Source organism: Arthrobacter sp. U41 (assembly GCF_001750145.1).
GTDB lineage: Bacteria > Actinomycetota > Actinomycetes > Actinomycetales > Micrococcaceae > Arthrobacter.
Map to the genome: position 1 here is coordinate 3,046,379 of NZ_CP015732.1, position 12,740 is coordinate 3,059,118.

General features: G+C 63.9%; 10 protein-coding genes and 3 pseudogenes. 6 read left to right on the plus strand and 7 right to left on the minus strand.

From position 1 onward, the window contains the following. Positions 1 to 236: 236 nt before the first annotated feature. Positions 237 to 1,745 (minus strand): esterase/lipase family protein, encoded by a 1,509-nt coding sequence (locus ASPU41_RS13835; RefSeq protein ID WP_231941073.1) that lies wholly within the window; start codon positions 1,743 to 1,745, stop codon positions 237 to 239. 375 nt (positions 1,746 to 2,120) lie between these two features. Here ASPU41_RS13835 and ASPU41_RS13840 point away from each other — a divergent pair, with 375 nt between their 5' ends. The 3 genes and pseudogenes from ASPU41_RS13840 to ASPU41_RS22675 all read left to right on the plus strand — a co-directional run. Beyond that, entirely contained in the window at positions 2,121 to 3,059 is a 939-nt protein-coding gene (locus ASPU41_RS13840; RefSeq protein ID WP_069951412.1) for an endonuclease/exonuclease/phosphatase family protein, read from the plus strand. A 490-nt stretch (positions 3,060 to 3,549) separates the two neighbouring features. Next, positions 3,550 to 3,954, plus strand: a complete 405-nt coding sequence (locus ASPU41_RS13845) for a hypothetical protein (RefSeq protein WP_231941074.1) — start codon at positions 3,550 to 3,552, stop codon at positions 3,952 to 3,954. A gap of 55 nt (positions 3,955 to 4,009) precedes the next feature. After that, a pseudogene (locus tag ASPU41_RS22675) lies at positions 4,010 to 4,126 on the plus strand (integrase core domain-containing protein); the annotation flags it as partial. An 84-nt stretch (positions 4,127 to 4,210) separates the two neighbouring features. On the opposite strand, the gene istB reads toward ASPU41_RS22675, so the two are convergent. Both istB and istA read right to left on the minus strand, forming a co-directional pair. Further along, the gene (gene istB, locus ASPU41_RS13850; RefSeq protein WP_197515653.1) at positions 4,211 to 4,942 is read right to left on the minus strand and encodes an IS21-like element helper ATPase IstB; all 732 of its coding nucleotides are present in this window, start codon (positions 4,940 to 4,942) and stop codon (positions 4,211 to 4,213) included. Next, positions 4,939 to 6,405, minus strand: coding sequence for an IS21 family transposase (gene istA / locus ASPU41_RS13855; RefSeq protein WP_083266303.1), 1,467 nt, complete (start codon positions 6,403 to 6,405; stop codon positions 4,939 to 4,941). Before istA ends, istB begins: the two co-directional genes overlap by 4 nt. Positions 6,406 to 6,683: 278 nt before the next feature. On the opposite strand from istA, the pseudogene ASPU41_RS23450 reads away from it, so the two are divergent. From ASPU41_RS23450 to ASPU41_RS13865, 3 genes and pseudogenes are all read left to right on the plus strand, one after another. Next, a pseudogene (locus tag ASPU41_RS23450) lies at positions 6,684 to 6,911 on the plus strand (IS3-like element ISAar46 family transposase); the annotation flags it as partial. Between the two features lie 82 nt (positions 6,912 to 6,993). After that, positions 6,994 to 7,377: a hypothetical protein gene (locus ASPU41_RS13860; protein ID WP_157356994.1), complete on the plus strand. Its 384-nt coding sequence runs from the start codon at positions 6,994 to 6,996 to the stop codon at positions 7,375 to 7,377. Between the two features lie 137 nt (positions 7,378 to 7,514). Continuing rightward, complete coding sequence (locus ASPU41_RS13865; RefSeq protein ID WP_069949528.1) at positions 7,515 to 8,759, plus strand: ISL3 family transposase; 1,245 nt, start codon at positions 7,515 to 7,517, stop codon at positions 8,757 to 8,759. A gap of 547 nt (positions 8,760 to 9,306) precedes the next feature. On the opposite strand, the gene ASPU41_RS13870 is transcribed toward ASPU41_RS13865, so the two are convergent. From ASPU41_RS13870 to ASPU41_RS13885, 4 genes and pseudogenes are all read right to left on the minus strand, one after another. Next, positions 9,307 to 9,780 carry a hypothetical protein gene (locus ASPU41_RS13870; RefSeq protein ID WP_197515654.1) on the minus strand — a complete coding sequence of 158 codons (474 nt, stop codon included), beginning with the start codon at positions 9,778 to 9,780 and terminating at the stop codon, positions 9,307 to 9,309. Between the two features lie 24 nt (positions 9,781 to 9,804). Next, positions 9,805 to 10,750: pseudogene (locus tag ASPU41_RS13875) on the minus strand (ABC transporter ATP-binding protein). 284 nt (positions 10,751 to 11,034) lie between these two features. After that, positions 11,035 to 11,526: a DUF6326 family protein gene (locus ASPU41_RS13880; protein WP_069951414.1), complete on the minus strand. Its 492-nt coding sequence runs from the start codon at positions 11,524 to 11,526 to the stop codon at positions 11,035 to 11,037. Between the two features lie 96 nt (positions 11,527 to 11,622). After that, positions 11,623 to 12,663, minus strand: coding sequence for an NAD(P)-dependent alcohol dehydrogenase (locus tag ASPU41_RS13885; protein ID WP_083266510.1), 1,041 nt, complete (start codon positions 12,661 to 12,663; stop codon positions 11,623 to 11,625). Positions 12,664 to 12,740: the final 77 nt, after the last annotated feature.

Genomic DNA, 12,740 nt, shown 5'->3' on the forward strand with positions numbered 1-12,740 from the left:
AATGGCGAACTTACAGTCCTCCGGCGAGATAAGGAGCAGGACCGCAGTCAGCACGGGAAAGCTTTCGGTCTTGTATTGGCCCCGTGGTAAGGCTCGATGTCCAGTGCGCGTCGAGGCCCGGGTCCCTGAAGGCCACAGGCTGATCGTCATCCGTACGTTCTAAGCGCCATCCTCGCAGCCGCCCGCCACGAACCGGGCAGAGCCCTCCTGACAACCGACAGTCTCCACCCCACATGTCAAGCGGAACCGAGATCAAGTGAGCGCGGGGTGACCGTGATGCGGATGCCAGCATTGTGACCGAGCAGGTCCCGGGATATTTCTGGTACTTCGATCCGCCCGCTCCAATGCTCGGGTGCGGGGTCGGTGTCCTCCAGGAAGTCCTTGTCTTCAGGGTCCCAGTCCCGAACCGCGGCCCGAACGGTGCTGTTCCATGCTGCCCACGCCCTGGGCAGCAGCCTGCCCTCGGAGGGGGGTTCGATCTCGACGAGCAGCGTGTCCTGCCAGTCCTCCGTCTGTTCGAGATGGTCGTCAAAGAAGAAATGGCCGTCCCTCTCCGTGATGGACATCAGGCGCAGGTTCAGCGCGTGGCGCAGCCGCGGCACCACGATGCCTCCCACACGCGGGCGAGGTGCCTTCGAAGAGAGAAATGTGGTCAGGAGAGGCACAGGAGAATCAATGGGGTCTCCTTCTCTCCATCGCTCGATTTGAACGGGGCAGTAGTGTTCAGCGCTTTGTTCATGGACCAGGACGGGAAGGCCTCGGATAGCCAGTCCGACGTCGAGCTGGAAGACGACCTCGGGAGGTGCATCTCGGCCGACGGTGAAGCCCACGGTCTGTACTTCGACTTTGAGGTCGCCGAAGAGGAAGCGCTGAAGGTTTTGGTAGCCCTCCTCAGAGTTCACGATCCCGTACCTGCCGCTGTGGCTGCGGTGGACGACGGCCAGCGGCGCCCCACGGACCGCGGCGTTTTCAATCTGGACTAGGCCGTCGCTGCGGGGGCCAACGGCCTTCGAGGACAGGCCGAATGCAACGTCATAATCCTCAGGGTTGGAGCCGACGAGGCAGAAAACTTCATCCACGGGGAATCCGTCGTCGGGTATTTCGGTGCTGAGGAAGTTCTCTCGGGTCCGTGTTGACCGGACGGGGGCTGGAGTCAGATATTCATACATCCTGTCCGGACCGAAAATGTCGGCGCCCTGGATCGCCGTGGCGTCACGGATGCGCTCAAGCACTCCGAAGCCAATGGCGAAAGTTATCCCTCCGTGGGGGGTGGCATACGTGAAGAGCCGGGCCACGTATTTGGTGCCGGCGGCCGGATCGAACACCTCCCCGGCGTCTGCAAGTGCTTCAGGGATGACGCGCTGCAGGAGCGAGCGGCAGATCAGCCCGCCCATGGAGTGCGCGACCAGGAACACCTTCGGGGCCCCTGTCTTTTCCAGGACGAGCTTGATCAGCTCGAACAGGTCAGCAGCTGCCTCCTCGAAGGAGAACGTCTCCGGGTCCCGTGAAAAAGTGTCCGAAGACCCGTCATAGAAACGGTAGATCCAGACGGAGGCCGGGTTTACCGAGGCCGTTTCGGCACGGCTCAGGAAAGCCCACTGGTCCCCATGGACGGGCACCTCATATTTGTGGTCCGTTATCAGGCGCAACATCGGCGATTCGAACTGGTGGAATTGTGCCCGGCCATTGCCGTCAGCGCGGACGTGCACCGATCCTTGGCTGAAACCGTAAAACGGATCGTCCACTGCATTGTTTATCGCTCCGGCCCCACCTGCGAACCCGCGGACATAGATCACCGGAAGCCGGCCATCACCACCCGGAAAGCCCATTGCATCCACCTTTTCTGACAACAGGTGCACTTTAGTCGAGCAGGCGAATGCACCCGATTCCCAAGTGGTGCCTGCGCCACCATTCCGTCCGACGCCGCCGGGACTCCTGCGGCGCCACATCCGGATCAATCCGCGAGCCCCTCGTTGTCTCAAGGGAAGCTGCTGCCACCTTGTGGAGCTGGCCGGGACCGGTAGAAACGACAATCCTCAGAACCACAGGCCTTGTCAATGGAGCGCCCGCCACCCAGTGTGGCTGTTCCCATCAGGCGGGCAGTCTGCTTGCATGGAGGCATGACGGAACAGCCGCCGGCAGCCGTTGCCGAAGACCTGGACCGGTTGCGCACTGCCCTGGACAACACCATCCCCGTCAGAGCCGAGTCCAACCTCTTGATCGGGACGTGGAACATCCGTGCCCTTGGCAGCCTGACGGCCAAGTGGACGGCCGGTCCCAGGGACTCACCCACACGTGACTGGCACGCGGTCGCTTGCCTTGCCGAAGTGATCTCCCGTTTCGACGTCGTGGGCGTCCAGGAATCCCGCCGGAACCCCCAGGCCCTCAAACACCTGCTGGCCACTCTCGGGCCGCGGTGGCAGGCCATCGTCTCGGACGTGACGGAAGGAGCCGCTGGCAACGGTGAACGACTCTCATACCTCTACGACACCGAACGGGTCCAGCCCTCGGGGCTGGTCGGGGAGATCGTACTGCCGCCGATCGAGGACAACCAGCAGCGCCAGTTCGCCCGCACCCCCTACACAGCCAGCTTCTCTCGGGCCGGTACCGAATTCACCCTCGCGTCCGTCCACGTGATCTGGGGCAAGAACCCAGCCGAGCGGCTGCCCGAGATCACAGCCTTCGCCCAATGGATGAGGGCATGGGCGCTTCGGCCCAACGACTGGAACTCCAACCTCATCGTGCTTGGGGATTTCAACCTCGACCGGATCGGTGACCCACTGTACGAGGCGTTCGTCGCAACCGGCCTGTGGCCACCGACAGAGCTGAACGCCGTTCCGCGGACGATCTTCGATGATGACCGCACCCGGCACTTCTACGACCAGATCGCATGGTTCTCCGACCCTGACGGCACCTCCCTGCTGAAGGGGCTCACCTACGGGCAGGGTGCCGGCTCCTTCGATTTCATCCCGCACATCTTCCGGGACAAGACCCGCACCGAGGTGTCCTGGCGGATCTCAGACCACTACCCGCTCTGGTGCGAATTCCTGCTGGCCTGAACCGACTATCCGTAGACGCCCGCGAATAGGGGCCCGGCGCTACAGCGGGACATCACTGCAGCGAGGCAGGGTGAGGCGCTCGCTGAGCCTGGCCAGTCGGTAGGCGGAGCCGGCTTTGAGGCGCGTTGCAGGAATTGGTGGGCTTTGCGCCTCGTCGCCGGCCTGATCCACTAAAGATTAAATCCGGGACCCGTATCTGGTTTAATCACTTTCTGATAGCAGCCCAGGTTGCCGGGCGTATGAGGAAAGCCTCCGCGCGAGTCCAGGGACTCAAGCGCGGAGGCTCCCGGCTCTCCAAGCTGGGGGGACTGGAGAGCCGGTCTAAGTCTACTCGCAGGGTGAGTTCATGACCGGTGGGCGGCGGGGAAGCTCGGCCTCTAGGCCCGGTCGAGGTCCTTCGGCTGCTTGGCGCGGCGTCCGGACAGCCACCGCGCCATCTACCGTTCACACCTGTCACCGGAGCGGCCGCCACCTTGGACACTTCGCAGGGGTGAGCACATCACGACCAGGGATCTTCCGGACGGTGGCGCCGCACGGCGCCGCCGGGGACCTGGCGCACCAATCCGGAATGGACGTCGCAGAATCCGGCAAGGGCTTCTTCGCAGACGGACAACCCGTGACTTTCACCGCCACCGCGGCAGCGAGCGGGATATCCCGGGCGACCCTCTACCGAAACCCCGAACTGCGGGCACTGATCCAGGAATACCGGCTCCGTGGCGTTCAAGGACCCACGCTCTCCGGCCTGAGCACCGAGATCGCCCAGCTCCGCGCCAGCCTCGACGCCGTCGCCGACCGCGCCCGGCAGCACGAGGAACGCCTCCGCCGGCTCGAACGAGTCAACACCACGACCAAGACCAAGACCAAGACCACGACCAAGACCAAGACCGAAAGATAGAGGTCCAAAAAGGACGACAACGGACAATTCCAGACCCCGACTAGCCGGTTAAGGCAACGATAATCCGTACTCAGAAAGACTCTTCAAGACCATGAAATACGGGCCCATGTTCCCCGAACGCTTCGCTTCCCTTGGCGATGCCAGGGCCTTTATCAGCGAGTTTGTGGACTGGTGTGTTTCGTCAAGTTTAAGTAGGCCGTTTCAGCGCTAAGAATTAGGCCACGTCGGCTCTTTTCTGGTCCATTTCAGCGGTTGGCTATTTCATGAGGGCATTTTTGACCCGGTAGGACTCGCCGCGGAACTGCAGAAGCCGCCCGTGGTGGACCAATCTGTCAATGACGGCGGCGGCCATGTTGTCGTCTCCGAACACGGTGCCCCAGCGGGAAAACTCCAAATTTGTTGTGATGATCAGGCTTCGTTTTTCATACCCGTCCGCGATCACTTGGAAGAGTAGCCTGGCCCCTTCGGCGTCGATCGGGAGGTAGCCCAGCTCGTCGATGGCCAGGAGCCGGTTCTTGGCCAGGGAGGCCAGTTCCTTGTCGAGGCGGTCTTCGTCCTTGGCGCGGCGCAGCATCATGACCAGGGCGGAGGTGGTGAAGAACCTGGCGGGGATGCCCTGCCGGCAGGCGGCGGCCACCAGGGCGGTGGCCATGTGAGTTTTGCCGGTGCCCACGTCGCCGTAGAGGACCAGGTCCTGGGCCCGGTTGATGAAATCCAGGGATTCGAGAGGTCCGCGGCCGTAGTCCTCCGGGAACCTGACACTGCTGTAGTCGAACCCGGTGAGTGTTTTCATGGCCGGCAACCTTGCGGCCTTCAACAGCCGCTGGCGCCGTGACTCCTGCCGGGATTCGTGCTCGGCGACCAGCACCCCGTGCAGGTATTCACGTTGCTTCGGGGTGCCCTTCTCGGCCCAATCGGTCAACACGCTGCCGGTCAGCGAGGCGTGCTTGCCCGCCTCAAGGAGGTCCTGGACGGTGATCGTGCTCATGCTATTTCTCCTGTGGTGGTGTTCAGGGTGGTGAAGGTGTCATAGACGCTCAGGTCCACGTTCGTTGCCTCCGGTTCGGTGCCATCAGCCAGACGGCGGGCCAGCATGCCCAGCATGGCCATGTCCGGTGCATCCCCGCGCTGGATCAGGGTGTCGGCAGCGGCCACCGCGGCATCGAATCCCGCCACCGATGAGGCAGCATCCACCGAGTTGAGCAGCCGGCGCCGATCCGTGGCCGTGGCCCGGTCCAACCAGTCACGCACCGGGTCCGTCACCAGGGCCCGCAGCGGCGAATGGGACCACGCCCCGGGCTTCGTCACCAGCAACGGCACCAGGGAAGCAGGGTCAAAGACCGTCTCGGCCTGCTTGCCGAAGACGCGCGGGAACGTGCGGACAGGTTCGGAATGCTCATCAAGGATCTGCACCACGTCGTGTCCCAACCCCACCGTGAGCATTCGCCCGTGGAAAGCGGGCCCGGCGGCGTACGTGTTCCCGTCAATGAGCAGGTTCCCGGTCTTGTCGGCCTTGCGCGATTCGTAGCGCACGGCATCGAAACCGATCCCCGGCAGGTCTATGGACGCCGCAACGTCCTGGGCGAACAGCTCACCCAGGGGCAGGCCCTTGCGGTAGTGCACGGTGGTGGCCAACGCGTCGCAGCGCGCCATGAGGTCCTTGTTCAGCCCCTCCAGGGTGGCGGCCTCCGGCTCGGGGACCATGAAGTTCCGGCGCAGGAACCCCACCGCGTTCTCCACGTTGCCCTTCTCATGGCCCGAGTACGGATTGCAATAGCGTGACTCGGACCTGTAGTGGAGTTTGAAGGCGCCAAACAGCTTCGTCTCGGTCACCCGGGTTCCCACCCGATTTCCGATGCCCGTGGCATTATCAAAGACCATGTGCCGCGGCGCAGCCCGAATGTGCTCAAACACCCTCCGCAGCCCGTGGGCCACGCATTCGGCGGTCTCGCCCCGATACGCCTGCACGAAGCGCATGTTCGAGAACGGGAAGGTCACCACCAGGATATGCAGGACCTGCCGGATCCCGGCAACGATGGCCTCGGCCTGACCGAAGTCGACCTGCACGGTGCCGGCAGGCCAGACCAGTTCGGTAAACCCCTCACCGGGCTGCCGGTGGGCGGCCAACCATTTCTTCACGTACCGCTGGACCGGTGAATAGGTGGCGGTAAAACCATGCTCGTCAACGAGCCGGTCGAAGATCCGCTTCGCCGTATGCCGCTGCTTGCGGTTCCGGCGCTGATCCTCGATGAGCCACCGCTCAATGATGTGCTCGAACCCGGTCAGCACCGAGGCCCCCGGCCTGGCCAGCGGTGCCCGCGGCGCCGGGGAGAAGTCCTCCTGCTCGGCGTACTTGGCCGCCGAGGTCCGGCTCACTCCAAGCCTTCGGGCGATCTGACGCACCGGGACTCCCTGGGAGTCGAGTCTTCTGATATTTTCTTGAACGGACATGGGTACCGTCATCTCACTTTCCAGCCCTTCCGGCGCATACGCTTCGCAATGGCAGCACCGTAAGGAACCTATCTGGGGGTGGCGGGCCCATGTCCCCAACACTCTGGGAAAGGCCCCCGACCACCCGGGTGATCTCTAACTTCAGGCAAGCCCCCGAAACCTGATTCCGGGAAGAAAAAACTGGCCTAATTCTTACCGCTCTTTTGGCCTGAAACGAGCCACCAACATGGCTCAAATTCCTGGCTGAAACGGCCTACAGATAGTCGATCACACACAACTGGTACAACCATCACCACCAGCATTCCGGAATCGGCTTCCACACGCCCGCGAACGTCCACTACAGGCTCGCCGCCAGTATCGCCAAGAAACGCTCCGAAACCCTCGCCACGGCACGGGCGAAACACCCCAACCACTTCACCAAAACCACCGACCCCAAAATCCTGGCCCTGCCCGGGCCCGCATGGATCAACCAACCCAAGGAAGACACCGAACAGTCAGCCGCCTAACTCCCGTTGGTACCGTTCAGCTTGAAAAATTCCGAACGGACAGTACTGTCGGGGTAAGACACACTCCAAAGATGGGGGAAGCATGAAAATGCTCTTTAAGTTGAGAGTGGCGGGTGCGCTTGGACTTGTATCTGTGATCAGCATGGCGGCGTGCGCGGCGGCGCCAGTTCAGAAGGACGCCGCCTATAGAACCTTGAACGATTTGGTTAGTGCGGTAGCAACAACCGGGCTGAAGTGCGAAGGCGCATATCAAAGGTTCGATGACGGCGCCAGCGAAGTCAGGTCCTGCAGAACAAATAGCTGGGTGGGCATCTACGGAACACCGTCTTCACGCGACCGACAAGTTGAGATACAGAAAGGGAGTAACGACACTGTGATGGTCGTCGGGCCGAATTGGATCGTAAAGGCCCCCCTCGGTTATGCCATGAACGTCAGCGACAAGCTCGGCGGGACGATTCAAGAGTAATTTGCGGCGTGAGTGTGTCTCACCTTCCGATTAAGGGCTCTCCTGACGTAAGTGTGGGTCAGGGTTTGCGTGTTATGAGGCATGGGTAGCCCGGTAGATTTGGGAGTTCTCACACTGTCCAAATTTCGGAGCTACCCATGCGTGCTACTACTCTACTCAACGGCGTCTTGAATCTGGCCGGGGTCCGGGTTGTTGACGTTGATCCTGGCGCCGGGGGTCCGCTGCTGGTGCGGGTGGCGTTGAAGGCCCGCAAGCGCCTGGACTGCCCGCACTGCAGCTACTCAACGATGGCCGGGTATGACACCCGGTGGGCGGAATCGTCGTGGCGGCATCTGGATTTCGCCGGCAGGGTCCTGGTGCTCACAATGCTCCGCCGGCGGCTGGTCTGCCCCAGCCACGGCGTCGTGGTGCAGGGCGTGCCGTTCGCCCGGCCCGGCTCCCGGTTCAGCACGGAATTTGAGGACATGATCGCCTGGCTGGTCACCCGTGCGGACAAGACCACGGTGTCCACCTTCGCCCGGATAGCGTGGCGGACCGTCGGGGCGATCTGTGAACGCGTCGTGGCCGAACAACTCGATGAGAGCCGCTTCGAAGGCCTGGTCAATATCGGCGTGGATGAGATTTCCTGGCGCAAACACCACCGCTACCTGACCCTCGTCTCGGACCACGCCACCTCGAAGATCGTCTGGGGCGCACCGGGAAAGAACGCGGCGACACTGGATGGATTCTTCAAGGAGATCGGACCGGTGAACACGGCGGCGATAGAGGCCGTCAGCATGGACATGGGCCCGGCTTTTGCCAAGTCCGTGAAGACCAACGCACCCGGCGCGGTCATCTGCTACGACCCGTTCCACGTCATCCAGGTCGCCACCAACGCGCTGGAAGCCTTCCGCCGTTCCATCTGGCAACGGACCCGTGAGCTGCCCGATCAGGACATCGCGAAGAAGTTCAAAGGAACCCGCTGGGTGCTGCTGAAAAACCCGCAGAACCTCACCGAAAAACAACAAGCCACCCTGGCCGGGCTCGAACGCACCGGAGGGCTGCTCTGGGACGCCTACCAGCTCAAGGAATCCCTCCGGGAGGTCTTCGCCGGCGACCTCAACCCCGATGACGTGATGGAGATGATCACCACCTGGTGCGACCTCGCCGCCAAATCCAACATCCGCGAGTTCGCCAGGGCCGCCGCCACGATCCGATCCCACACCCAAGGGATCCACGCAGCAGTCACCAGGAAACTCTCCAACGGCCGCCACGAAGGACTGAACAACAAGATCCGCACCATGACCCGCAGATCCTACGGATTCCACACCCCCGAAGCCGCCCTCGCCCTGATCATGCTCGCCTGCGGACCCGTCGAAATCAAACTCCCATACCAGACATAACCGAACCCACATTCACGTCAGGAGAGCCCGATTAAGCCTCGGACTTCCCACAGGTGCGCCCTCAGCGGAGGGCCCTAGGTAAATAACACATGTTCCACATTGGCCACACCATGCATTTCACACTTTGACCACTTGGAATGATGAGAGGCAGCACAATGGGGAATGCCGGCAGGAGTGCTGAGCCCGCCTGCCGGTGACTCAGAAGTGGACCGGTCCGAGTACGTGCCTTAAATGCCCGGAATTGGAGCCGGCGGACTGCTAACCAACCTCCACTACTAGACTCGCTGGAAAACACGATGCTCGCTGGATGAAGCGAGAAAATTTTGGGGGACAGCATGGTTCAAGGCGTGCAGGATTTGCGGCAGTATGGCATCCGACCGGAGGACTGGCATTGGTACCGCGAACACGGCCGGGTACGCCCGGATCGGTCGCCGCATTACCGGACCACGACGCGGCGGGTCGCTCGAAAGTCTGTGATCCTTTTCGCCTTAGTCCTCGTAGCAGTCGTGCTGGCCATGCCAGTGATTTACTGGACGGCAGTGATTGCTCATGTCAGCCTGTACCAGATTGCGCCGGCAACACTGGTTGTCCTTGTGGTGGGAGTGGCGTTGCTCCTCGCTATCTGCGTCGCGTGGGCCCGTGCAGTGCGCGAGGCGCGAAGGACGGGGATCCGGCTCGGGACTGCCGCGAACGTGGAGCGGATCATGCCGGTGGCGTATTCCCCGGTGATGAGCAGGGCGCCCAGGACGGCGATGGTCAGAATGCCGAAGTGGAAGCCGCCTGCGATGACCTCGGCGCCATGCATCTGCTCGATGCCCGGGGCCAGGGCGGGATCGTCGGCCATGGCGTTCAGCGACATGGCGGCGGCCAGGGCCACCAGCGTGATCACTCCGGCGGTGGAGGCCAGCGCCCACCACGTCGAGCGCAGGGCCAGCAGCTTGATCCACTCCCCGCGCATGACCCCCGTGAAGGTGGGCTGCACCTGCGCGGCGGCGGGCGGGGTGGCGGCGGGTGAGGTCATCGGGGGGGCCGGCGGTCAGGTTGCTCATCGGTTCTGGCCCTTCTGGGCCGGGGTGCTGCGGGCGGTGGTGGGCTCGGAGCGGTACTCGACCGCGCCCTGTGTCACGTTCATGTACGCCTCTTCGAGGCTGGCGCGGCGCGGGGACAACTCGTACAGTGGCAGCCCGTTTCGGAAGGCGACCTCTCCGACGTGCTCTGCGGTGGTCCCGCTGACCTCGAGCATCCCGGCCTCCGGAGAGGTGATGGTCACACCGTCGGTGGCCAGAGCGGCGGCGAGCTCGCCGGCGCGCGGGGAGCGCACCCGCACAGCGCCGCTGGCGACGGAGTCGGTGACCTGTTGGACCGAGCCGGCGGCGATGATGTGACCGCGGCCGATCACGAGGAGCTGGGCGGCGGTCTGGGACATCTCGCTCATCAGGTGCGAGGACAGGAACACGGTCCGTCCCTCGGCGGCCAGGTCGCGCACCAGCTGGCGAACCCACTGCACGCCCTCGGGGTCGAGCCCGTTGACCGGCTCGTCGAGGATGAGTGTTCGGGGGTCGCCAGGAGTGCGGCGGCGATGCCCAGGCGTTGGCTCATGCTGAGGGAGAACCCGCCGACGCGCTGGTCGCGGCCCCGGCCAGGCCGGTTATCTCGATGACCTCGCTGACGCGGGTGGTCATGATGTTGTGGGTGGCGGCCATCGTGCGCAGATGCGAGCGGGCGCTGCGGCCGCGGTGCACGGCCTTTGCGTCGAGCAGGGCGCCGACCTCCCGCAGCGGGGAACGGCGCTGCCCGTAGGGCTTGCCGTTGACCGCGACGGTGCCCGACGTCGGCCGGTCCAGTCCCATGATCAAGCGCATCGTCGTGGACTTGCCGGCACCGTTCGGGCCGAGGAACCCGGTCACGGTGCCAGGCGCGATGGTGAAGCTGAGTGTGTGCACGGCGGTCTTGTCGCCGTAGCGCTTGGTGAGCTCGTGTGCCTCGATCATGACCGGGACCTTCCTGGGTGATGGTGGGACTGGCGGATCTGATACGGCGGCTCGGCGTGCCCGTCGTGGCGGGTCGGCGAGGCGGACGACGACGTTGCCGCGCTTAGGGTCGGTGTCGACGACGTGGCGGGCCTGTGTGCGCATCCGATGACCTGGCCTGCCGGTAGGGGCCTTGGAAGGCCCCTACGCGACGTCCCAGTGGTAGTTGGTATCCCACCGCCAGGAGGCCCACACCGCGGCACCGAGGCAGATGGCTCCGAACAGGACGGGGACTGCTCTTGGGTTCACGCTTGCGGCAGGGCGCGATCGCCCTCACGGCTGGTCGGCATGGTCGCCGACGGTGCGGTGCGGGGCCAGGTCCAGGCGGCGCGCAGGATGAAGGCCAGGATCAGCACCTCGACTCCGATAGTGAGGGCGTAGTAAAAGGCGTAGTCCCAGGACGCCCCTGCCGCGTTGAACACCATGACGGGGATGTACAGCGATGCAACGACGAGGTTCGTGGCGCGGTTCACACGGGCGGGCAGCGTCATGGAGAGCATGATCATCAAGGCCGGGATCGCGATAATCACGAAGAAAATGGACATCAATGTCCCGCTGATGTCGAACTCGAAGATGACGCCACCGCGAATTAAGTCGATTTCGCCGGGCTGGTAGAGGTGGTAGTAGTCGATGTAAATGACGAGGAACATGAGGCTGGTCCAGGCTGCCGCGAGCTTGGCCTGCACGGGGATCGGTGGGTTGTCGACCAGGTTCGGGGTTTTCGTTCGGATGGTCATCGGTTCGTCTTTCAAGAGGAGCGGTCCGTCCGCCGGAGTGGCGGCAGGTCTGGGCGTGCATACGTACGGGTTGGGTCGTTCTCATCGGTCCGGTCGTCAGACGGTGATCACGACCTTCCCTCGGGTGTGGCCGGCCCCGACGTAGCGGAGGGCGTCCGCTGCTTCGTCGAGGGGGTAGGTGCGATCGATGACCGGCGTGACCTGCCCGGTCGCGAGGAGGTCGGCCAGGGTGAGCAGGTCCTGGCGCTTCTCGACCGACAGGAAGGGCTTCAGCTGCTGACGGGTGAACCCGGACAGCACGCGCGCTTTGACGATCCGACCGAGGGGGCCGAGCCAGGGGCCGCCGCGTCCGCTGTTGGGGATGAGGGTGCCGGTGGGCGTCAGCGCTCGGCGGACAGCCGCTAGGGGCTGGGCTTCCACGTTGTCGAGGATGACGTCGTAGCGCTTCTCGGTGCGGGTGAAGTCGGTCCTCGTGTAGTCGATGACGTGGTCGGCACCGAGTGACCGGACCAAGTCGACGTTGCGGGTGCTGCACACACCCGTCACCTCGGCGTTAAACGTCTTGGCGATCTGTACGGCGAAGGAGCCCACGCCGCCCGACGCGCCCGTGACCAGCACCGCCTGGCCCGGTTGAACGTTCGCGATCTCGCGCACCGCCTGCAACGCAGCCATGGCCGACGTGGGCACCGCTGCCGCGTCCACGACCGACACGTTGGCGGGCACGGACACAAGGTTGTCCGCCGGGACGCAGGCGTACTCCGCGAGCGTTCCAGCGGTGCTCCAGCCGAACACCTCGTCGCCGGGGCGGAAAGCGGTGACATCATTCCCGACCGCTGCCACCACGCCGGCGAGGTCCCTGCCAGGGATGCCGTGGCGCGGCCGGCGGAGCCCGAACGCCAGGCGCGCCACGTACGGCTCACCGGTCATGACGAAGTAGTCGCCAGGGTGTACCGAGGCCGCGCCCACGTGGACGAGCACACAGCCTCGACCGGGCAGCGGTAGCCCGACCTCGGACGACTCGAGCACTGAGGGCGGGCCGTAGCGTTGCTGGACGGCGGCCCGCATCGTCGCCGCCCCGGCCGGACTCGCCTCCGGCACCAGGCGTGCTCCGGCATTCGATCGCTGTTCGATTCCCACAGAGGCCTCCTCACGTCCGAGCCGCGACTCTCGCTGGCTCGTACACCGTACGACGTACGGTGTACGGTATACTTTGA